This is a genomic window from Pseudomonas sp. LTGT-11-2Z (genome assembly GCF_003691445.1).
Classification (GTDB): Bacteria; Pseudomonadota; Gammaproteobacteria; order Pseudomonadales; family Pseudomonadaceae; genus Aquipseudomonas; species Aquipseudomonas monteilii.
This window is the reverse complement of the sequence record NZ_CP033104.1, coordinates 4,812,127-4,833,850: the sequence shown is the minus strand read 5'-3', so window position 1 is coordinate 4,833,850 and position 21,724 is coordinate 4,812,127. Positions and strand designations below refer to the sequence as shown.

16 protein-coding genes and 4 tRNA genes are annotated in these 21,724 nt (G+C 63.1%); 11 read left to right on the top strand and 9 right to left on the bottom strand.

Annotated features, from left to right (window positions below; all coding sequences use genetic code 11):
• Window positions 1-40: 40 nt before the first annotated feature.
• Window positions 41-1,216, bottom strand: a complete 1,176-nt coding sequence (locus tag D8767_RS22810; RefSeq protein WP_016715491.1) for an MFS transporter — start codon at window positions 1,214-1,216, stop codon at window positions 41-43.
• A 154-nt stretch (window positions 1,217-1,370) separates the two neighbouring features.
• Between D8767_RS22810 and D8767_RS22805 the strand changes: the two genes are divergently transcribed.
• The 4 genes from D8767_RS22805 to D8767_RS22790 all read left to right on the top strand — a co-directional run bounded on the left by D8767_RS22805 (window position 1,371) and on the right by D8767_RS22790 (window position 6,341).
• Window positions 1,371-2,102 carry a GntR family transcriptional regulator gene (locus D8767_RS22805; protein ID WP_028698690.1) on the top strand — a complete coding sequence of 244 codons (732 nt, stop codon included), beginning with the start codon at window positions 1,371-1,373 and terminating at the stop codon, window positions 2,100-2,102.
• Between the two features lie 97 nt (window positions 2,103-2,199).
• Window positions 2,200-3,474: an MFS transporter gene (locus D8767_RS22800; RefSeq protein WP_016715493.1), complete on the top strand. Its 1,275-nt coding sequence runs from the start codon at window positions 2,200-2,202 to the stop codon at window positions 3,472-3,474.
• A 24-nt stretch (window positions 3,475-3,498) separates the two neighbouring features.
• Complete coding sequence (locus tag D8767_RS22795; RefSeq protein WP_016715494.1) at window positions 3,499-4,332, top strand: amidohydrolase; 834 nt, start codon at window positions 3,499-3,501, stop codon at window positions 4,330-4,332.
• 131 nt (window positions 4,333-4,463) lie between these two features.
• Window positions 4,464-6,341 (top strand): 1-acyl-sn-glycerol-3-phosphate acyltransferase, encoded by a 1,878-nt coding sequence (locus D8767_RS22790; protein ID WP_016715495.1) that lies wholly within the window; start codon window positions 4,464-4,466, stop codon window positions 6,339-6,341.
• A gap of 10 nt (window positions 6,342-6,351) precedes the next feature.
• Here the strand turns inward: D8767_RS22790 and sugE are convergent, their stop codons facing one another.
• From sugE to rdgC, 3 genes are all read right to left on the bottom strand, one after another.
• Window positions 6,352-6,669, bottom strand: a complete 318-nt coding sequence (gene sugE, locus D8767_RS22785) for a quaternary ammonium compound efflux SMR transporter SugE (RefSeq protein WP_012270979.1) — start codon at window positions 6,667-6,669, stop codon at window positions 6,352-6,354.
• 142 nt (window positions 6,670-6,811) lie between these two features.
• Window positions 6,812-7,273 (bottom strand): hypothetical protein, encoded by a 462-nt coding sequence (locus tag D8767_RS22780; RefSeq protein ID WP_016715496.1) that lies wholly within the window; start codon window positions 7,271-7,273, stop codon window positions 6,812-6,814.
• A gap of 209 nt (window positions 7,274-7,482) precedes the next feature.
• A complete protein-coding gene (rdgC, locus tag D8767_RS22775) occupies window positions 7,483-8,403 on the bottom strand; it encodes a recombination-associated protein RdgC (protein ID WP_016715497.1) in 921 nt (306 codons plus the stop codon).
• Window positions 8,404-8,618: 215 nt separating this feature from the next.
• Between rdgC and D8767_RS22770 the strand changes: the two genes are divergently transcribed.
• From D8767_RS22770 to D8767_RS22755, 4 genes are all read left to right on the top strand, one after another.
• Window positions 8,619-8,694 (top strand) — tRNA-Val (locus D8767_RS22770).
• A 13-nt stretch (window positions 8,695-8,707) separates the two neighbouring features.
• Window positions 8,708-8,784: transfer RNA gene (locus tag D8767_RS22765), tRNA-Asp, on the top strand.
• A gap of 99 nt (window positions 8,785-8,883) precedes the next feature.
• Window positions 8,884-8,960: transfer RNA gene (locus D8767_RS22760), tRNA-Asp, on the top strand.
• Window positions 8,961-9,059: 99 nt separating this feature from the next.
• Window positions 9,060-9,136: transfer RNA gene (locus D8767_RS22755), tRNA-Asp, on the top strand.
• 87 nt (window positions 9,137-9,223) lie between these two features.
• On the opposite strand, the gene map is transcribed toward D8767_RS22755, so the two are convergent.
• Window positions 9,224-10,066: a type I methionyl aminopeptidase gene (map, locus tag D8767_RS22750; protein WP_016715498.1), complete on the bottom strand. Its 843-nt coding sequence runs from the start codon at window positions 10,064-10,066 to the stop codon at window positions 9,224-9,226.
• Between the two features lie 271 nt (window positions 10,067-10,337).
• Here map and D8767_RS22740 point away from each other — a divergent pair, with 271 nt between their 5' ends.
• The 3 genes from D8767_RS22740 to nirD all read left to right on the top strand — a co-directional run bounded on the left by D8767_RS22740 (window position 10,338) and on the right by nirD (window position 17,573).
• Window positions 10,338-14,354 carry a bifunctional nitrate reductase/sulfite reductase flavoprotein subunit alpha gene (locus D8767_RS22740; RefSeq protein WP_016715500.1) on the top strand — a complete coding sequence of 1,339 codons (4,017 nt, stop codon included), beginning with the start codon at window positions 10,338-10,340 and terminating at the stop codon, window positions 14,352-14,354.
• A gap of 304 nt (window positions 14,355-14,658) precedes the next feature.
• On the top strand, window positions 14,659-17,211 hold the full coding sequence (gene nirB, locus D8767_RS22735; RefSeq protein WP_016715501.1) for a nitrite reductase large subunit NirB: 2,553 nt from the start codon (window positions 14,659-14,661) through the stop codon (window positions 17,209-17,211).
• A complete protein-coding gene (nirD, locus tag D8767_RS22730) occupies window positions 17,211-17,573 on the top strand; it encodes a nitrite reductase small subunit NirD (protein WP_016715502.1) in 363 nt (120 codons plus the stop codon). The genes nirB and nirD overlap by 1 nt, the downstream gene beginning before the upstream one ends.
• A gap of 65 nt (window positions 17,574-17,638) precedes the next feature.
• Here the strand turns inward: nirD and D8767_RS22725 are convergent, their stop codons facing one another.
• From D8767_RS22725 to D8767_RS22710, 4 genes are all read right to left on the bottom strand, one after another.
• Window positions 17,639-18,589, bottom strand: a complete 951-nt coding sequence (locus tag D8767_RS22725) for a 2-hydroxyacid dehydrogenase (protein ID WP_016715503.1) — start codon at window positions 18,587-18,589, stop codon at window positions 17,639-17,641.
• A 24-nt stretch (window positions 18,590-18,613) separates the two neighbouring features.
• A complete protein-coding gene (locus tag D8767_RS22720; protein WP_016715504.1) occupies window positions 18,614-19,372 on the bottom strand; it encodes an SDR family oxidoreductase in 759 nt (252 codons plus the stop codon).
• 18 nt (window positions 19,373-19,390) lie between these two features.
• A complete protein-coding gene (locus tag D8767_RS22715; RefSeq protein WP_016715505.1) occupies window positions 19,391-20,101 on the bottom strand; it encodes a fumarylacetoacetate hydrolase family protein in 711 nt (236 codons plus the stop codon).
• Between the two features lie 92 nt (window positions 20,102-20,193).
• Window positions 20,194-21,534, bottom strand: a complete 1,341-nt coding sequence (locus tag D8767_RS22710; RefSeq protein WP_016715506.1) for an MFS transporter — start codon at window positions 21,532-21,534, stop codon at window positions 20,194-20,196.
• Between the last annotated feature and the right edge of the window lie 190 nt (window positions 21,535-21,724).

The following is a 21,724-nucleotide window of genomic DNA, read 5'->3' as shown; positions in this document are numbered from 1 at the left end:
GTAGGCGTGAGCTTGCTCGCGATTGACCTGAAACAACACATCAATTTTTTCGGGTACCCAACCCGTAAAACACCCCCGCCAGTATCACCGACAATACCAACAGGTAGAAGATCGCCCCCGGCCACAGGTGGACCAGGGCAAACCCCACCATCACCGGCCCCAGTGCCGCCCCCAGGTTGGACAGGTTCTGTGCGCCGTAATACACCCCGCGCAAGTGCTCCGGCGCAATCAGGTCGATGAACATGTACTCGGCGGGGATCACGATGATTTCGCCCAGGGTGAACACCAGCATTGCCAGGCACCAGGCCAGCACCGAACCTGCCGATGCAAAGCCCAGCAGCCCGGCGATGAACAGGGCCATGCCGGCCAGCAACCAGGGCATCAGGCGCTGGCGGCTGATACGCCGGCCAATCAGGTACTGCAAGGCAATCACCGTTACGGCGTTGGTGGTCACCAGATAGCCCACCAGGCGCGCCGCTTCGGTCGGGCTGCTGGTGACGACCAGGTACTGCGACAGGTAGGCCGTGAACTGGCCAAACACCACCGCACTCAACACCCCGCCCAACGTGAAACACACCAGCCGGCGGTCACGCGCCAGCCCCAGCGCCACTTGGCCGAAACCGGCCGCAGGCTTGTCTGCACTTGCCTGCAGGCTGCGGTCGCCCAGGCGCCAGTAGGCCAGGCACATGGCCAGGCCAAGCAGGGCAGAGGCGATGAATGGCATGTGGTCGTTCAGTTCCAGCATGGCCACACCCAGTAAAGGGCCGGCGGCGTAACCAACGTTGCTCAGGGTGTACTTGATGGCGAACACTTCGGCCCGTTCCTCTACCGGCAGCAGGGCGCAGAAGCCGGCCTTGGCGGCGATGTCGACCACCGCAAGGGCCAGGTTGATCAGAACCAGGCACAGGAAAAACAACAACGCTGAACGGCTGGCGACCGCGCCGACAAAGGCCAGGGCGAACAACAGGGTGCTCGCGCTGACCAGGGTGTGGTTGCGCAAGGTGTCGACCAAGTGGCCGCCATACAGGCTCAGCAACGAGGCGATGATCAGCGCACCACCGATCAGCAAGCCGATCTGGCTGATCGGCAGCTGGAAGTTGTCGGCCAGGTACACCACCAGGTAGGGCAGGGTGAGGGCACGGGCGACGGTGAGGGTGAAGGTGGTCAACAGCAACAGGCGCACGGTGTGCGGGTAGCGTTTGATGGCGGCGAGCATTGCCACGTCCTTGTTGTTCTGGTTTTCCCGGCCACAAGCATAAGCCAGGCACAGTGTCTGGCGACAGGCGGAGGATTGACAGCCCGCCACCCGCGGGGGAATACTCTCGCAAAATTCATATATATGTTTAGATAACAAGACGAGAGCGAGACCCATGCACCCATTGACCGGTGATGCTCGACTACCCCGCTACCAACAATTGCGCGACCACATGGTCGAGCAAATTGCCAATAACCGCTGGCGCCCGGGCGAGGCGATCCCGACCGAAGCGGCCCTGGCCACCGAATTCGACATGTCGGTCGGCACCGTGCGCAAGGCCGTCGATGTGCTGGTCGCCGAAGGCGTGCTGGAACGCCAGCAGGGTCGCGGCACCTTCATCCGCCGCCCGCAGTTCCAGTCTTCGCTGTTCCGCTTCTTCCGTTTCGAGGCTGCCAATGGCGAGCGTGTGGTGCCAGAAAGCCGCATCCTTTCCATCGAGCCGCTCGCAGCGCCATCGGCGGTGGCCGAGGCCTTGGGCCTGGCGGTGGGGGCCGAAGTGATCCGTATCATTCGTACCCGTTTGCTGGGTGCTCAGCCCGTCTTGGCCGAAGAAATCTGGCTGCCGCGCCAGACCTTCCAGCCATTGCTGGACGTGGAGTTGAACAGCAAGGGGCCGCTGCTGTACCCGATCTATGAAGCACTGTGCGGCCAGGTGGTCGCCTACGCCGAAGAGACCCTGACCGCCGAAGCGGTCGACGCAGTGCATGGCCGCTTGCTGCAACTGCCGGCCGACAGCCCGGTGGTGGTGATCGAGCGTCTGGCCCGTGACTACGCCGGCAAGCCCCTGGAATGGCGCCGCTCGCGCGGCCATGCGCAGCACTTCCGCTACCGCATCGATATCCGCTAAGCCGGCCGCTTCACCCGTTTTACCTGTCTGCGCCGTGCTGCCACGGCGCAGTGGCTTCGCCTGCCCGTAACACACACGACCAAGAAGGATAACAATCATGTTCAGCTGGTATCGCCAGATCACCTCACGGGAACGCAAGACGTTCTGGGCCTGCTTCGGCGGTTGGTCGCTCGATGCGCTGGAAGTGCAGATGTTCGGCCTGGCCATCCCCGCGCTGATCGCTGCCTTCTCCCTGACCAAGGGCGATGCCGGCCTGATCAGCGGCCTGACCCTGGTGACCTCGGCGATCGGCGGCTGGCTGGGTGGCACCTTGTCCGACCGCTACGGCCGCGTGCGTACCTTGCAATGGATGATTCTCTGGTTCTCCTTCTTCACCTTCCTTTCGGCGTTCGTCACCGGCTTCTACCCGCTGCTGTTCGTCAAGGCCATGCAAGGCTTCGGCATTGGCGGTGAATGGGCGGCTGGCGCGGTGCTGATGGCCGAAACCATCAACCCGAAATACCGTGGCAAGGTCATGGGCACGGTGCAAAGCGCCTGGGCCGTGGGTTGGGGCCTGGCGGTGGCGCTGTTCACGCTGATCTACTCGCTGGTGCCGCAGGAATTCGCCTGGCGGGTGATGTTCTTCGTCGGCCTTTTGCCAGCGCTGCTGATCATCTGGGTACGCCGCAACGTGCCAGAGCCGGACAGCTTCCAGCGCCTGCAAAAAGAAAAGGCCATCCCCGCCAGCTTCCTGCAATCGATGGCTGGCATCTTCCGCCCGGAACTGCTGCGCGTGACCCTGCTCGGCGGTTTGCTCGGCCTGGGTGCCCACGGTGGCTACCACGCAGTCATGACCTGGCTGCCGACCTTCCTCAAGACCGAACGCAACCTCTCGGTGCTGAACTCGGGCGGCTATCTGGCGGTGATCATCCTGGCGTTCTGGTGCGGTTGCGTGGTCAGCGGCCTGTTGATCGACCGCATCGGTCGGCGCAAGAACATTTTGCTGTTCGCCCTGTGCTGTGTGCTGACCGTACAGGCTTATGTGTTCTTCCCGCTGACCAACACGCAAATGCTGTTCCTCGGCTTCCCCTTGGGCTTTTTCGCCGCCGGCATCCCGGCCAGCCTGGGCGCGTTCTTCAACGAACTGTACCCGGCCGATGTGCGCGGTGCCGGGGTGGGCTTCTGCTACAACTTCGGCCGTGTGTTATCAGCGGTGTTTCCGTTCCTGGTCGGCCACATGAGTGAGTCGATGTCGCTGGGCAGTGCCATCGGCATCGACGCCGGCATTGCCTATGGCGTGGCGGTGATCGCCGCCCTCTGCCTGCCGGAAACCCGTGGTCGCAACCTTGAATCTGCACCTGCGCCGGAAATGGCTGGCGCTGCCACCAAGTAACTTCACCTTGTTTGTATGAGAACCATGCCCGACGCTCCTGCTTTACACCTGACCGCCATCGACACCCACGCCCACGTATTCAGCCGCGGGCTGAACCTGGCCAGCGAGCGGCGTTACGCGCCCAGCTACGATGCGCCGCTGGGCGACTACCTAGGCCAACTGCTGGCCCATGGTTTCAGCCATGGCGTGCTGGTTCAGCCCAGTTTCCTGGGCACCGAAAACCGCTACCTGCTCAGCGCCCTGCAAACGGTGCCGGGGCAGTTGCGCGGGGTGGTGATGCTGGAGCAGGACGTCGAACGTGAGACGCTGGACGAGATGGCCCGGCTAGGCGTGAGGGGCGTGCGCCTGAACCTCATGGGCCAGGCGTTGCCCGACCTCACCGGTGCCCAGTGGCGGCCCTTGCTTGAACGCATTGGCGAGCAGGGCTGGCACCTGGAGCTGCATCGCCACGTGGCGGACATTCCGGCACTGGTGCGGGCGCTTGAGCCTTATGGGCTGGACATCGTGGTCGATCATTTCGGCCGGCCTGATGCCCGCCGTGGCCTGGGCCAACCGGGTTTTGCCGAGTTACTGACCCTGGGTGGGCGGGGCAAGGTATGGGTGAAGGTATCGGGTATTTATCGGTTGGAAGGCTCGCCGGAACAGAACCTCGCCTTCGCCCGGCAGGCGCTGTGTGCGCTGGAAGCGCATTACGGCGCCGAGCGGCTGATGTGGGGCAGTGACTGGCCACATACCCAGCATGAGTCGGCGGTGGGTTTCAGTACGGCTTTGGAACAGTTTGAGGCCTTGGGGTGTTCGGCGGAGTTGCGTCGGGCGCTGTTGGTGGATACAGCGCGAGCGTTGTTCGGCTTCGAATGATGGGCTGTTTCTGAGGCGACCTGGTCATTGTGGGCGTGAAGGTGCTTGCCAGTGCACGCAATTCCCATGCAGATTTGTGGCCTGACGCGCCCGGCGCGCCTCCAATTGAAAAGCCCTCAGGACCAAGGACGATGAGTCACTCCTCGCAATTCACCTTGCTCGGCAAGCGGCGCTTCCTGCCGTTTTTCATCACTCAGTCACTGGGTGCATTCAACGACAACCTGTTCAAGCAGTCGCTGATCCTGGCGATCCTGTTCAAGCTCAGCCTGGGCGACGGTGACCGTTCGATCTGGGTCAACCTGTGCGCCTTGCTGTTCATCCTGCCGTTCTTCCTGTTCTCGGCACTGGGTGGGCAGTTTGGTGAGAAATTCGCCAAGGACGCGTTGATCCGTGCGATCAAGCTGGCCGAGATCGTGATCATGGCGATCGGTGCGCTGGGCTTTATCACCAACCACCTGACGCTGATGCTGGTGGCCCTGTTTGGCATGGGCACTCACTCGGCGCTGTTCGGCCCGGTGAAGTACTCGATCCTGCCGCAGGCCCTGCGCGAAGAAGAGTTGGTCGGCGGCAACGGGCTGGTGGAAACCGGCACCTTTCTGGCCATTCTCGCCGGCACTATCGGCGCCGGGGTGATGATGTCGGCCGACAGCTACGCCACGGTGGTGGCGGGTGGCGTGGTCGGCACCGCAGTGCTCGGTTACCTGGCCAGCCGCTGGATCCCGCGGGCCGCTGCCGCTTCGCCGAGCATGCCGCTGGACTGGAACATCTTCAAGCAGTCGTGGGCGATCCTGCGCATGGGCCTGGGCCAGCCGCCGGCCGTGTCGCGCTCGATCGTCGGCAACTCGTGGTTCTGGTTCGTCGGGGCCATCTACCTTACGCAGATTCCGGCCTACGCCAAGGACTGGCTGCACGGTGACGGCACGGTGGTCACCCTGGTGCTGACACTGTTCTCGGTGGGCATTGCCCTGGGCTCGCTGCTGTGTGAGCGGCTGAGCGGGCGCAAAGTGGAAATCGGCCTGGTGCCGTTCGGCTCGTTCGGCCTGACCCTGTTCGGCCTGCTGTGGTGGTGGCATTCCGGCGATGTGCCGGCTGCAGCGGTCCCGCACGACTGGCTGACGCTGCTGGGCATGGGGCAGGCCTGGTGGATCCTGCTGTCGATCGTTGGCCTGGGCGTGTTCGGCGGCTTCTATATCGTGCCGCTGTATGCCTTGATCCAGGCCCGCACGGCCGAGGACCAGCGCGCGCGGGTGATCGCGGCCAACAACATCCTCAATGCATTGTTCATGGTGGTGTCGGCGGTGCTCACCATCATCCTGCTGGGCCTGGCGGGCTTCACTATCCCGCAGCTGTTCCTGGTGGTGTCGCTGCTCAACATCGCGGTCAACGCCTATATCTTCAGGATCGTGCCCGAGTTCACCATGCGTTTCCTGATCTGGCTGCTCAGCCATTCGATGTACCGCGTGCAGCATCGCGACCTGGAGCGCATTCCCGATGAGGGTGCGGCGTTGCTGGTGTGCAACCACGTGTCGTTCGTCGATGCGCTGCTGTTGGGCGGGGCGATCCGCCGGCCGATCCGCTTTGTCATGTACTACAAGATCTACAACCTGCCGGTGCTCAACTTCGTGTTCCGCACCGCTGGTGCCATCCCGATTGCCGGGCGTAACGAAGACCTGGCCACCTATGAACGGGCCTTCGCGCGCATTGCCGAGTACCTGGCCGACGGCGAGCTGGTGTGCATCTTCCCGGAAGGCAAGCTGACCGGCGATGGTGAGATCGATGTGTTCAAGGGCGGCGTCAACCGCATCCTGGAAGAAACGCCGGTGCCAGTGATTCCGCTGGCCTTGCAGGGGCTGTGGGGTAGCTTCTTCAGCCGCGACCCGGCCAAGGGCTTTTTCAAGCGCCTCTGGTCGCGGGTGACCATCGTGGCCGGCGCCGCCATCCCGGTGGAGGCAGCGCAGCCAGAAACCTTGCGCGAGCAGGTCAGCCGCTTGCGCGGCAACCTGCGTTAGCGGAGGAGGGTTAGCTGGCGCTGACTTTGAGGCCGACCAGGCCGCAGACGATCAGCGCCACGCTGACCAGCCGTACCAGGGCCATGGATTCGCCGAACAGGATGATGCCGGCGATCACCGTGCCGACGGCACCCACGCCGGTCCAGATGGCATAGGCGGTGCCAAGCGGCAGCTCTTTCATGGCCAGGCCCAGCAGGCCCAGGCTAATGACCATGGCGCCAACAGTAAGCACGGTGGGAATCGGCTTGCTGAAGCCGTCGGTGTATTTCAGGCCAACGGCCCAGCCGACCTCGAACAGGCCGGCGAAGAACAGGATGATCCAGGACATAGGTGTGTCTCCATCGTTTGAATGATGGGGCCGTCCCCGGAATGGTCACGCGGTGCGTCGTGAGGTCGTCCTCACAGTGGACGCCATGGTGCCCAACCGTTCCCCGCGAGGCAAGTTCCCGTTAAGCGTAAGTGCTAGCCGATCAGAATCGGTACACGCCCACTTTATGGATATGCACAACAAAGTTGCTACCGGCACCTTTGGCGGCCTTGCACTGGCTGTTGTTTGCTGTCCACACCCGACCACCCTTGGTTGACACTGTTATAGCCGCTTCAGGTGTAGAGCGCGGTACCAGAACTTCCCCGTCTTGCCTAAGGATTCGCCAAGGGCGGCTCGATCCGGAGTAAAGTCCCAACCGGCCATCATCGTTCAGACTCAGGACACGATCAGACTTGCTCCCGCCGTTGGTAAACTCTTTGATGATATAGATGTCGCCATCATCCTCTTGATAGCAACCGAACCATAATGTCACCGGCAGCACCTGCGCATCCATGATGCGTAACCAGCCACTGTCGTCGATGCGTATGGGGCGTCTTTTCCCATCCTCTTCCAGGTAAATATCGCCAGTGAAAGTTTTCGAGGTGTCTAACCTGGAATCATCCATTGCAATCTCCATGATTCAGTGCGGTTTATGCGGCAGGCAAGGGCGCCCGCCACTGCACACCGAACGTATCTGCACGGCAGAACGATACGCAGACAGAAGTTTTTCCTGGAATGCTCAAGTTGTCGGAAGGTCAGGTAACCTCCGTATGCCGAAAGGCCGGTGCGGGCAGAAACATGCCATTCAGGCCAGCACCGGCATTTCAAGACACATCAGACCCCTTGCGGAATTTCCTCCCCACCCAGCGCCTCGAACAGCACCGGCAGGAACTCGGCAAAGGTCATCATCATCAGCTGGAAGCTGGCATCGAACTGCTGCGCCGCCTCATCACCACCATCCTGCTCGGCCTGCTCCTGCAGCAGCTCTTCGAACTTCAGGCGCTTGATCACCATCTTGTCGTCCAGGATGAACGACAGCTTGTCCTGCCAGGCCAGGGCCAGCTGGGTCACCACTTTGCCGGTGCTCAGGTGCAGCTGGATCTCCTCGCCGGTCAGGTCCTGGCGTTTGCAGCGCACGATACCGCCGTCTTCGGCGGTGTCGCGCAGTTCGCACTCGTCCAGCACATAGAAGCCTTCGGCGGCCTGCTGCGACTTGACCCAGTCGGTCATGGTGGCAACCGGTGCAATTTTTACCGTTGCCGGGCGTACCGGCAGTGAGCCCATTACTTCACGCAGGGTCGACAGCAGGTCTTCGGCACGCTTGGCGCTGGCCGAGTTCACCAGGATGACGCCCTGGCGCGGGGCAATGGCAGCGAAGATCATCGAACGGCGGATGAACGCGCGCGGCAGGAAGGCCTGGATGATCTCGTCCTTGATCTGGTCGCGCTCCTTTTTATAGACCTTGCGCATCTGCTCGGTCTCGATCTCTTCGACCTTTTCCTTGACCGCGTCGTTGACCACGCTGCTCGGCAGGATGCGTTCTTCCTTGCGCGCGGCAATCAGCAGGTACTCGCCGCTGACATGCACCAGGGGAGCGTCTTCGCCTTTGCCGAACGGCGCGACGAAACCATAGGTGGTCAGCTCCTGGCTGGCGCAGGGGCGGGCCGGCTTGCTGGCCAGGGCGGCTTCCAGCGCTTCAGGCTCGAACGGGACTTCCTGGGTCAGGCGGTAGGTCAGCAGGTTCTTGAACCACATGAGGGGCAACTCTCCTTAATGCATAAGGCGGGCATTATTCTCCGTGTGGTGATCTGAGACCAGCCCTGTCATAGGGCCAGCAGCGGCTTCTGCCTCAAAGAAACACCCGGCAACGCTAGGTCTTTGAAAGGCATGAAGTTTTTTTTGGGAAAAGTTTAAAAAGTGCTTGCCAGGGTGCAGGGCCATCCGTAGAATGCGCGCCACACCGAGACGAAGGGTGATTAGCTCAGCCGGGAGAGCATCTGCCTTACAAGCAGAGGGTCGGCGGTTCGATCCCGTCATCACCCACCACTCGATGTATAGCGCAGCGGTAGTTCAGTCGGTTAGAATACCGGCCTGTCACGCCGGGGGTCGCGGGTTCGAGTCCCGTCCGCTGCGCCATTTTTCAGTAACAGATGGGTGCTTGGCACCGGTCTGAAGCCACAAGGCAAAAACCTTGGGCTGATCCCAGTTTCAATCGGGCGCGAGCCTGAACGATACGCAGCGGTAGTTCAGTCGGTTAGAATACCGGCCTGTCACGCCGGGGGTCGCGGGTTCGAGTCCCGTCCGCTGCGCCATTTTTCAGTAACAGATGGGTGCTTGGCACCGGTCTGAAGCCACAAGGCAAAAACCTTGGGCTGATCCCAGTTTCAATCGGGCGCGAGCCTGAACGATACGCAGCGGTAGTTCAGTCGGTTAGAATACCGGCCTGTCACGCCGGGGGTCGCGGGTTCGAGTCCCGTCCGCTGCGCCATATTCCACTTCCAGGGCCCACTGAACACCCGGAAGTAACAAAAAAAGCGACCTTAGGGTCGCTTTTTTTGTGCCTGAATTTCAGGTGTCAGTGTTCTTCTTCCCGCAACGTCAGCACCTCAAACCCTTCTTCAGTCACCGCTACCGTATGCTCCCACTGCGCCGAGAGGGTGTGATCACGCGTAATTACCGTCCAGCCATCCTTCAGCGCTCGGGTGCCACGCCCACCCTGATTGATCATCGGCTCGATGGTAAACACCATTCCCGGCTTTAGCTTCATGCCCATGCCACGCTGGCCGATGTGTAGCACTTCCGGCGCTTCATGCATCTGCTGGCCAATACCGTGCCCGCAATATTCGCGCACCACGCTGTAGCCCGCTGCTTCGGCATGGGCCTGGATGGCATGGCCGATATCGCCCAGCGTGGCCCCGGGGCGCACCTGTTCGATGCCTTTCCACAGCGCATCGTAGGTAGTGTCGACCAGGCGCCGGGCTTCATCGCTGATTTTCCCGATGCAGTACATCTTCGACGAGTCGGCGATGTAGCCGCCTTGCTCCAGGGTGATGTCGACGTTGACGATCGAGCCTTCCTTCAACACTTCATCGACCTTGGGTACGCCGTGGCACACCACATGGTCCACCGAGGTATTCAGCGAATAGGGGAAACCGTACTGGCCCTTGCTCGCCGGCCGGGCCTTGAGTGTGTCGACGATGAACGCCTCGGCGCGGTCGTTGATTTGCATCGTCGTGATGCCGGGGCGGATGAAGCTGTCGAGTTCGGCGAACACTTGGGCCAGCAGTTGGCCGGCGCGGCGCATCAGGTCGAGTTGGGCGGGGGTCTTGAGGATCACTTGGGACATGGGGGGAGGACGGTTGCTCATGCTGGAATGTGCCCCAGCATAGCGCCACGGGGTGTGAGGTTGCCACCGCATGGTGCGTAGCCTGTGACGGCCTCATCGCGGGCAAACCTGCTCCCACAGGGATGTAAATAGGCCTGAGGGCAGTGATATCCCTGTGGGAGCGGGCGTGCCCGCGAAAGGGCCGGTACAGCTGGCCTGTTAATTGCTGGCGTACTCCTCATCCAGGGCCATCAACGTCGACAGCCCACAAAACCTCACGACAAAGGCGCCGTGTTGCCCCTCGCTTGCATCAGCAAGCCGGGGGCAGCCGGCGCCTTTTTGCGTTTCCCACAGGAGCCCGCCCATGGCCAACAGCGCAGTACGCAGCGTTTGCCCCTATTGTGGCGTCGGCTGCGGCATCGTCATGAGCGTTGCCGACGGCAAGGTCAGCAAGGTCAGCGGCGACAAGCAACACCCCAGCAACTTCGGCCGCCTGTGCACCAAGGGCCTCACTGCGCACCTGCCGCTGACCGCCGCCGGGCGCATGGAAGACGCCTATGTACGGCAGCAGCGAAACCAGCAGCCGGCGCGCACCGGTATCGATCAGGCCATCGCCGAAACAGCCGCACGCCTGCGTGGCATCCTCGACCAGCACGGCCCCGATGCCGTCGCGCTGTATGTGTCCGGGCAGATGTCGCTGGAAGCCCAGTACCTGGCCAACAAACTGGCCAAGGGCTTTATCCGCACCCGCCACATCGAGTCCAACTCGCGCTTGTGCATGGCCAGCGCCGGCAGTGGCTACAAGCTGTCGCTTGGTGCCGATGGCCCACCCGGCAGCTACCAGGATTTCGAGCACGCCGACGTATTCCTGGTGATTGGCGCCAACATGGCCGACTGCCACCCGATCCTGTTCCTGCGTTTGCTCGACCGGATCAAGGCCGGTGCGAAGCTGATTGTGGTCGACCCACGGCGCAGCGCCACCGCCGACAAGGCCGACCTGTTCCTGCAGGTACGCCCCGGCAGTGACATGGCCTTGCTCAACGGCCTGCTGCATCTGCTACACCGTAACGGCCACACCAACCCTGGCTTCATCGCCCGCTTCACCGAAGGTTGGGACGAACTGCCAGCCTTCCTCGATGACTACAGCCCTGAGCGGGTGGCCGCCATCACCGGGTTGGCCGAGGCCGACATCATCAAGGCCGCCGAATGGATCGGCGGTGCCAGCAACTGGATGAGCTGCTGGACCATGGGCCTGAACCAGAGCATCCACGGCACCTGGCACACCAATGCGATCTGCAACCTGCACCTGGCCACTGGCGCCATCTGCCGCCCCGGCAGCGGGCCGTTCTCGCTGACCGGTCAGCCCAACGCCATGGGCGGCCGTGAGATGGGCTACATGGGGCCCGGCTTGCCAGGCCAGCGCTCGGCGCTGGTGGAAGCCGACCGTGCCTTTGTCGAACAGCAATGGCACCTGGCACCTGGCAGCCTGCGCTGCGAAGGCGGCGAGGGCACGGTGGCGCTGTTCGAACAGATGAAAGCCGGTGAAGTGAAGGCTTGCTGGATTATCTGCAGCAACCCGGTGGCCAGTGTCGCCAACCGCCAGCAAGTGATCGACGGCCTGCATCAGGCCGAGCTGGTGATTACTCAGGACGCTTTCCTCGACACCGAAACCAATCGCTACGCCGACATTCTGCTACCGGCCGCGCTGTGGGCCGAAGGCGAGGGCGTGATGATCAACAGCGAGCGCAACCTTACCCTGATGCCGCGCGCCGTCGAGCCGCCAGGGCAGAGCCTGCCGGACTGGCAGATCATTGCCCGCGTGGCTTGCGCCATGGGTTATGCCGACGCCTTCGATTACGCCGATGCCGAAGCGGTGTACGAGGAAATCCGTCGCTTCCATAACCCTGCCACCGGGTACGATCTGCGCGGCATCGGTTATGCCGAACTGCGTGGGCAACCGCGCCAGTGGCCTTGCGCGCCTGGCCGTGACAGCGACCGCAGCCCGTTGCGCTACCTGAATGACGGCAGCAGCCAGGTGCTGCTGCACGATGCCCAGGGCCAGCGCCCGGCGTTGGCATTCCCTACCGCCAGTGGCAAAGCCCGTTTCTTCGCCCGGCCTTGGTTGCCGGCACCGGAGTTGCCGAATGACGACTACCCCATGGTGCTGAATACCGGCCGTGTGCAGCACCAGTGGCACACCCTGACCAAGACCGGCAAGGTGCCGGCATTGAACAAGCTGGAGCCCGGCCCTTTCGTCGAAATTCACCCCGAAGATGCCGCCAGGCTGGGCGTTACCGAGAAAGACCAGGTGGCCATTCGTTCGCGCCGTGGCCAGGCCGTGCTACCCGCACGCATCAGCGACCGGGTCATGCCAGGCAACTGCTTCGCACCATTCCACTGGAACGATGTGGCCGGCGAGCAACTGGCAATCAATGCCGTCACCTGCGATGCGGTTGACCCGCTGTCGCTGCAACCCGCGTTCAAACACTGCGCCGTGGCCCTGGAGCGGGTCGCAGGCGAACGCATCGATACCCTTGAACTGAACACTGCCATTGCGGAGTCAGCCCGAATGCCAACTGCCACCCTGTCTCGTCTGCTTGGCCTGGACACCCTGCCAGCCCCGGTGTTGGCAGAAGAAGAGCGCCATTACCTGCAAGGCTTTCTGCTGGGCCTGGACCAAAGCCGTGCCGAAGGCGTACCCAGCCTGCCGGCCAATGCACCGCTGGCCGCCAGCCGTCGGCTGTTCGTCGACGGCTTGCTGGCCGGTCTGTTTGCCCAGCCTGCGGCATTGCCCGCTGCGGCGTTGCCGGCGCCACGGCATCAAGTGCTGTGGGCCTCGCAGACCGGTAACGGCGAACTGTTGGCCGAGCGCTGTGCCCAACGCTTGCGCGGTGCCGGTCTGGAGGTGCAGCTCAGTTGCATGGAGGCCGTCAGCCCGCGCCAGCTACAAGGCGCCGCCAGCGTGCTGCTGATTGCCAGCACCTTTGGCGATGGCGACGCGCCAGACAGCGCCGGGGCATTCTGGCAGGCATTGCAGGGCGAAGAGGGCACCCTCTGCGCCGAGCTCCCCTATGCCGTGCTGGCCTTGGGTGACTCAAGTTACGAGCAGTTCTGCGGTTTTGGCCGCAAACTCGACCAGCGCCTGGCTGAGCTGGGTGGGCGGCGCTTGTTGCAGCGGGTGGACTGCGAGCCCGACTTTGACGAAGCGTTCTGCGGCTGGCTCGAAGCGCTGCTGCCCTTGCTGGGCACTGCTGCCACACCACAACCGGTCAATGAGCCTGCGCCGGTCACGATCTATGGCAAGCAGCAACCCTGGGCCGCCGCCTTGGTGGAAAACCGCCTGCTCAATGGGCCCGGTGCAAGCAAGGAAACCCGGCAACTGGTGTTCGACCTGAGCGGCAGCGGCTTCAGCTATGCACCTGGTGATGCCCTGGGCGTATGGCCGCGCAATTGCCCGACGCTGGTCGATGAATTGCTGGCGCTGACGCAGCTCGATGGCCAGGCCATGGTCGAGTTGAAAGGCCAGCCTGCCATGCCACTGGCCGAAGCCCTGCAAGCGCATCTGGAGATTGCCAAGGTGACCCCGCAACAACTGCAGGCCTTTGCCGGCAGTGCCCCGGACCTGCAGCGCCTGTTACAGCCCGAGTGCAAAGCCGAGCTGCAGGACTGGCTGTGGGGCCGACAGCTGGTCGATGTGCTGCGTGCTTTCCCTCAAAAACTGCCGCTGGCCAGTTGGCTCGACCTGCTCAAACCGTTGCAGCCACGGCTTTACTCGATCAGCTCCAGCCCATTGGCGCATCCGGATCAGGTGCATCTGACCGTTTCCACCGTGCGCTATGGCGAGCGTAAAGGCGTGTGCTCCAGCTTTCTGGCCGACCGTGCCCAGGCGCTGAAAGTGGCCATCTTCCCACAGGTGTCGAAGCACTTCCGGCTGCCCGAGGATGACAGCGTGCCGGTGATCATGGTTGGCCCTGGGACTGGCATTGCACCGTTTCGTGCGTTTCTGGAAGAGCGAGAAGTGCGGGGCGCGAAAGGGGGCAACTGGCTGTTCTTTGGTGAGCAGTATGCGGCGACCGATTTCTATTATCAGGACCAGTTGCAGGCTTGGCAGGCAAGCGGCCATCTGCGGCTGGATACCGCGTTTTCCCGTGACCAGGCCGAGAAAATCTATGTGCAGCAGCGCATGCTCGAACAGGGCGCGCAGCTGTGGCAATGGTTGGAGGCGGGGGCGTACTTCTACGTGTGTGGTGATGCCCAGCGCATGGCCAAGGATGTAGATGCGGCGTTGCGTGAAATCATTGCCGAGCATGGTGGCGTGGATGCGGATACCTACATGGAGGCCTTGAGCAAGGCCAAGCGGTATCGGCGGGATGTTTACTGAAGTGCTCCAGGATGGGGAGCGTTGCACCTTGAATGTGCATTGCCTGTGGCGGCCGCTTCGCGAGTAAACCCACCCCACAGGTAAGGTGCAAGTCTGCAGACCTGTGGAGATCCCTGTGGCAGCAGGCTTGCCCGCGAAGAGGCCGGTACAGGTAACGCAATTGGCACACTCCCTGCTTTACCCAAGCTACAACAAAGCCCACTGATCAACGGCGATCAACCCGGGCCACCTACCGTGATGAATACAGGCAAAGGCGCCTGGAGCTTCGGCTCCAGGCGCTTTTTTTTTGATCGAGGATCGGCTTATGAAGGCAACAGCGAGCAGCGGGCAACGAGAGCGACTGGTCATCGTCGGCAATGGCATGGTCGGCCACCATTGCGTCGAGCAACTGGTCAGCCGCGGCGCCCACGAGCGCTTCGAACTGCATGTGTTCGGCGAAGAGCGCCAACGCGCCTACGACCGCGTACACCTGTCCGAATACTTCGGCGGCAGCTGTGCCGAAACCCTGGCCCTGTGCGAGCCCGATTTCTACACCGCCAACGGCGTGCACCTGCACCTTGGCGAATGCGTGCTGGAAATCGACCGCGAGCGCTGCGAAGTGGTTACCGCCGAAGGCCGGTACAGCTACGACCAACTGGTGCTGGCCACCGGTTCGTACCCCTTTGTACCGCCGATCGAAGGCTCCAGCGGCAACGCCCGCCTGGTCTACCGCACCCTCGACGACCTCGATGGCATCCGGGCCGCCGCCGCCAGTGCCCGTCGTGGCGTGGTGGTTGGTGGTGGCCTGCTTGGGCTGGAAGCCGCCAACGCGCTCAAATCGTTGGGCCTGGAAGCCCACGTGGTTGAGTTCGCCCCACGCTTGATGCCGGTGCAACTGGACGGCGAGGGCGGTGCCGCGCTCAAGGCACAGATCGAAGCGCTGGGCGTGGGCGTACACCTGTCCCGCGCCACCCAGTCGATCAGCGACGGTGAAGCCTATCGCTACCGCATGAACTTCGAGGGCGGTGAGCACCTGGAAACCGACCTGATCGTGTTCTCTGCCGGTATTCGTCCGCAGGATGCCCTGGGCCGTGCCAGTGGGCTGGACATCGCCGCGCGTGGCGGGGTAGTGATCGACAACCACTGCCGCAGCAGTGACCCACGTATCTTTGCCATCGGCGAGTGCGCATCGTGGAACGGCAGCGTGTTCGGCCTGGTCGCCCCGGGCTACAGCATGGCGCGCAACCTGGCCGCGTTGCTGATGGGCGAAGCGGCGGTCGCGTTCACCGGTGCCGACATGTCGACCAAGCTCAAACTGCTGGGCGTGGATGTCGGCTCGATCGGCGATGCCCACGGCGCCACGCCAGGGGCACGCAGCTACCGCTTCATCGACGAAGCCAACAGTGCCTACCGCCGGCTGGTGGTGGATGCCACCGGCAAGCACGTGCTGGGCGCGGTGTTGGTGGGTGACAACAGCTACTACGACACCCTGCTGCAATACGCCCAGAACGGCATCGCCCTGCCGGCCGACCCGGCCGCGCTGATTCTGCCGCAAGGCGGTGGCGCGCCGGCCTTGGGCGCCGATGCACTGCCGGACAGCGCGACCATTTGCTCCTGCCACAACGTCAGCAAGGGGGCGGTGTGCGCCGCCATCGACAGCGGTTGCAGCGACCTTGCCGCAGTCAAGGGGTGCACCAAGGCTGCCACGGGCTGCGGGGGGTGTGCAGCCTTGCTCAAACAGGTGTTCGAGCATGAACTGACGGCCCGTGGCGTCGCGGTGGACAAGAGCCTGTGCGAGCACTTTGCCTACACCCGGCAGGAGCTGTACGGGCTGGTGCGGGTGGAGGGCATCCGCACCTTCAGCGAACTGCTCGAACGCCATGGCAAGGGCCATGTGGGTTGCGACATCTGCAAGCCGGCAGTGGGCAACATCCTCGCTTCGTGCTGGAACCAGCCGATCATGGACCCGGCGCTGGTGCCACTGCAGGACACCAACGACACCTTCATGGCCAACATGCAGAAGAACGGCACCTACTCGGTAGTGCCACGTATCCCTGGCGGTGAAATCACCCCTGACAAGCTCATCGTCATCGGCCAGGTGGCCAAGAAGTACGACCTGTACACCAAGATCACCGGCGGCCAGCGCATCGACCTGTTCGGCGCCCAGCTGCACGAACTGCCGCTGATCTGGGGGGAGCTGATCGAGGCCGGCTTCGAAACCGGCCACGCCTATGGCAAGTCGACCCGCACGGTGAAGTCGTGCGTCGGCAGCACCTGGTGCCGCTACGGTGTGCAGGACAGTGTCGGCATGGCCCTGCGCCTGGAAGACCGCTACAAGGGGTTGCGCAGCCCGCACAAGCTCAAGTTCGCGGTATCGGGCTGCACCCGCGAATGCGCCGAGGCACAAAGCAAGGACATCGGCGTGATCGCCACCGACAAAGGCTGGAACCTGTACGTGTGCGGCAACGGCGGCATGCGCCCACGGCATGCCGAGCTGTTCGCCACCGACCTGGACGACGAAACCCTCGTACGGCTGATCGACCGCGTGCTGATGTTCTACATCCGCACGGCCGACAAGCTGCAGCGCACTTCGGTGTGGCGCGAGAACCTGGAGGGCGGGCTGGATTACCTGAAACAGGTGATCATCGATGACAGCCTGGGCCTGGCCGGCGAGCTTGAAGCGCAGATGCAGCATGTGGTGGACCAGTACGAATGCGAATGGGCCAACGCCCTCAACGACCCGGAAAAGCTCAAGCGCTTCCGCACCTTTGTCAACGACCAGCGCGCCGACCCGGACGTGCACTTCGTACGCGAACGCGAACAACGCCGGCCGGCTGCGCCGCTGCACCTGATCCCTACTGTCGAGGAGGCTGTCTGATGAACCTGTCCAATGTTGCTGTAAAAAACTGCGAGCACTGGCAGGCGGTGTGCCAGGCGCAAGACCTGGTGGCCGATTCCGGGGTAGTGGTATGGCTGGACGGGGCGCAGGTGGCGCTGTTCTACCTGCCGGGGCAGGCCCAGCCGCTATATGCGGTAGACAACCGCGACCCGCGTTCTGGCGCCAACATCATTGGCCGCGGGCTGGTGGGCAGTGTGCAGGGCGAACTGGTGGTGGCGGCGCCGTTGTACAAGCAGCATTTCAGCTTGCAGAGCGGGGTGTGCCTGGAGGATGCCGGGCAGCAGCTGCGGGTGTGGCCGGTGCGGTTGAAGGATGGGGCTGTGGAGTTGGCTGTAGCCTGATAATCATCTGCTGCCTGTTCGGGCCCTTTCGCGGGCGTGCCCGCGAAGAGGCCGGAACAGGCGGCTCAGATAACCAACCCCTGCGGCGTGCGCCCGGCAAACACATCCACCAGGCTGGCCACCACCATCTCGCCCATGCGCGTGCGCGTCTGCACCGTGGCGCTGGCCCGATGTGGCTGCAGCACCACATCTTCACGGCCGAACAACGCCTCGGGCGCGCGGGGCTCATCGGCAAACACATCCAGCGCCGCGCCAGCGATTTCACCGGCCTCCAGCGCTGCGATCAACGCGGGCTCATCCACCAGCTTGCCGCGCGCGATGTTGATCAGATACCCCTCGGCGCCCAACGCCTGCAGCACTTCACGATTGATTAGCGCCTCGCCCTTGTCGGCCGCCGCCGCGAGAATCAGTGCATCGCTGTCCCTGGCCAACTGCAGCAAATCTGCCTCGAACCCGTAAGGCACATCCAGCGCCTGCAGGTCGGTGTAGCGAATCGGGCAACCAAACGCCGCCGCCCGCTGCGCCACTGCGCGACCGACCCTGCCCATACCGACGATGCCCACACGCATGCCCGACACCTGCCGGGCCAGTGGCAACGGTGCCAGCGGCGTGGCACTGGTGGCCCAATGGCCGGCGCGTACGAAACGGTCACCGGTGCAGATACCCCGGCACAAGCCGATCAGCAGGCCGATGGCGAGGTCGGCGACGTCCTCGGTGAGGGCGCCGATGGTCGCCGTTACCTGGATGCCGCGATCTCGGGCATAGGCCAGGTCTATCGCGTCGGTGCCGACGCCATTGACCGCGATCACTTCGACGTTGGGCAAGCGCGCCATCAGTGCCTGGCTGATACCGGTGTGGCCACCGGTGATCACGCCGCGAATGTTGTTGGCATGCTGGCTGACATAGGCATCCTTGTCGGCCTGTTCGTAGTAACGGTGTACGGTGAACAGCTGTTCCAGGCGCTCACGGATTTGCGGGATGAGGATCGGGCTAAGTTGCAGGACTTCGGGTTTCATCGGTCACTCCATCAGGAACAAGGATCAGCCACGGCCAACGAACGGCATGTTGCTGGCCATCACGGTCATGTTCAGTACGTTGGCGTCCAGCGGTAGCGCGGCGATGTAGCGCACCGCGTCGGCTACATGGCGCACATCGAGCATCGGTTCGGCGGCGATTTCGCCATTGGCCTGGCGCACGCCACGGGTCATGCGCTCGGACAGCTCGGTCAGGGCATTGCCGATGTCCACCTGGCTGCACACGATGTTGTAAGGCCGGCCATCCAGCGCGAGGGCTTTGGTCAGGCCCAGCACCGCATGCTTGCTGGCCGTGTAGGGCGCGGTGAACGGGCGCGGGGTGTGTGCCGAGATCGAGCCGTTGTTGATGATCCGCCCGCCTTGCGGCTGCTGGCGGCGCATCAGGCCGAACGCTGCGCGGGCACAGAGAAACACGCCATCCACGTTGGTGGCGATGACGTTGCGCCAGTTCTCCAGCGGCAGCTCGTCGACCGGCACGGCGGGGGCGTTGATGCCGGCGTTGTTGAAGATGACGTCGAGGCGGCCATGCACCTCCTCGATGGTGGCGAACAGTTGCGCGACGCTCTGTTCGTCACGCACGTCAGTGGCTACGGCCAGGGCTTCACCGCCCGCTGCCTGTATTTGTTCGACCACCGCTTGCAGTGGCTCTATACGGCGCCCGGCAAGGACCAGGCTGAAGCCATCTTCCAGCAGGGCGAGGGCGACGGCGCGGCCGATGCCGCTGCCTGCGCCAGTGACCAGTGCAATTTTCTTATGTTGGCTCATGTGAATACTCCTGGGGTTTCAGGCCGCGTCAGCGGCTTGCCCGGCAGGGCGGGGGCCTACGCGCATGTGCAGTTCGCCGATGCCATCAATGCCGGCATGCAGGGTGTCACCCGGGTTTAAAGGGGCTACGCCGGGCGGGCTACCGGTCATGATCAGGTCACCTGGGCGCAACGGCAGCTGGCGGGACAGTCGGCTGATGACCTCGGCCACCGGCCAGGTCTGCTGGCTAAGGTGTGCGCGTTGGCGTTCCTGGCCGTTCACCTGTAGCCACAGCGAGGCTGGCAGGGGCCAAGGGAGTTCGCTGGCAGGCGCGATAGCGGTCATGGGGGCCGAGGCCTCGAAAACCTTGGCGCTTTCCCACGGCAGGCCTTCGGCCTTGGCCTTGCGCTGATGATCACGGCGGGTCAGGTCAAGCCCGGCAGCAAACCCGAATACATGTTCCATCGCCTCCTGCGGGGCGATATCCGCCCCCCCTTTGGCAATGGCCACCACGAGCTCGATCTCGTGGCAGAACTCCTCGGTCTGTGGGGGGAACGGCAGCTCACCTTGTGCCTCGACCACGTTGCTCGCCGGCTTCATGAAGAACACAGGCTCCTGCGGTGCTGGCCCGTAGGACTCCGGCCAGGGATAGTTGCGGCCCAGGCAGAACACGCGGCCAACCGGGAAACGCGTATCGCTGCCGCGAATGGACAGGCTGATGATGGCCGGCGGGTTGAACAGGTAACTCATGGGGTGAATCCTCCGTGCTGGAGTGGCCAGCGTAGCCAGTGCCTGGCTGGCAAAGTTGGACGAAAGCGGGGAAGGATTGGACTTTTCCGTGCTCATGCCGCTGTCTTCAGCTCGATGCGATACAGCTTGCCGAGCAGCAGCGAATACGACAGGGTGCCCATCAGGGCCACGCCACCGATGAACCAGAAGGCCATGGCAAACGAGCCACTGGCATGCACGACCGCACCAATCACGATCGGTGTGACGATGCCGCCGATGTTCGCTGCCAGGCTGGTGATGCCGCCGGTCAGGCCGATCAGTTGCTTGGGTGCCACTTCTGAAACCGCAGCCCACGATGACGAGGCGATACCCTGGGCAAAGAACGCCAAGGTGAGAATGGCGATGCACAACACGTTGGAGTCGGTGAAGTTCACCAGCACGATCGACATGCCCAGCATCGAGCCCACCACCAGCGGTAGCTTGCGTGCGAACGACAGCGAGTAACCCTTGCGGATAAGCAAGTCAGAGACGATGCCTGCCAGCAGGATGCCGACGGTGGCGCCAATGAACGGCATCACGGCAAAGATACCGACCTTGATCAAGGTGAGCTGGCGCTCTTCGATCAGGTAGGTGGGGAACCAGGTGAGGAAGAAGTACAGCGCCGAGGTACTAGCGAACTTGCCCAGGCAGATGGCCCATACCTGGCGGTAGCGGAACAGCTCGGCCACCTGGCGCCAGTCGAAGCGGGTACGCTCTTGGCTGCTTTTGACCAGGCCGCCGCCGCCCTCGATGTAGGCCAGTTCTTCTTTGCTGACCTTCTTGCAGTTCAACGGGTCACGGTAAAGGAACAGCCACACCACGCCGAACACGATGCCGACCAGGCCGGTGCTGTAGAACACGTGGCGCCAGTCGTAGGTGGTTGCCAGCCAGAGCAGGGCACCGGTGAACAGCGCAGTGCCGAGGTACTGGCCGCACACGTAGATGCTGCTGGCCATGCCGCGTTCGCGGGCAGGGAACCACACCGTCACCGCGCGGCTGTTGGCGGGAAAAGCCGGGGCTTCCATGGCCCCGACCGCAAGGCGCAGGCCGAACAGCGAGGAGAAGCCGCTGGCCAAGCCTTGGGCGACGGTAACCGCCGACCAACTGATCAGCGACACACCATAGGTCAGGCGCGAGCCAAAGCGGTCGGCGATGAAGCCGGCGGGCACCAGGGCCAGGGCGTAGGTCCAGGCGAAAGCGGAGAAAATCAGTCCCATCTCCACCTTGTCCAAGCCTAGGTCCTTGGCCATGAACGGGGCTGCGATCGAGATATTTACCCGGTCGACATAGTTGATGATGGTCGCCACCAGCAGCAGCGACAGCATGAACCAGCGGCGGCGGGTGGGCAGGCGCTGGGCGGGGGCCGCGTCCAGCGTGTACGACGACGCTGCGCGGGGGGTAGGCGTGCTCGACATGAGTCGACCTCGTTTGTTGTTGTTGGTTGAGGTTGGGCTGCAGTCCCTTTTCTAAAGTGGTCGTACAACGCTTTGAATGCAACGGCAGGGTTAGACCGTTTTTGCCATGGAAGGAGGGGGAAGCGTGCGGTGTCCAAAAGAATCCGGGCACAGGGTTTTGAGCTGGTTAATTGCTGTGTGTCGCGTTTTA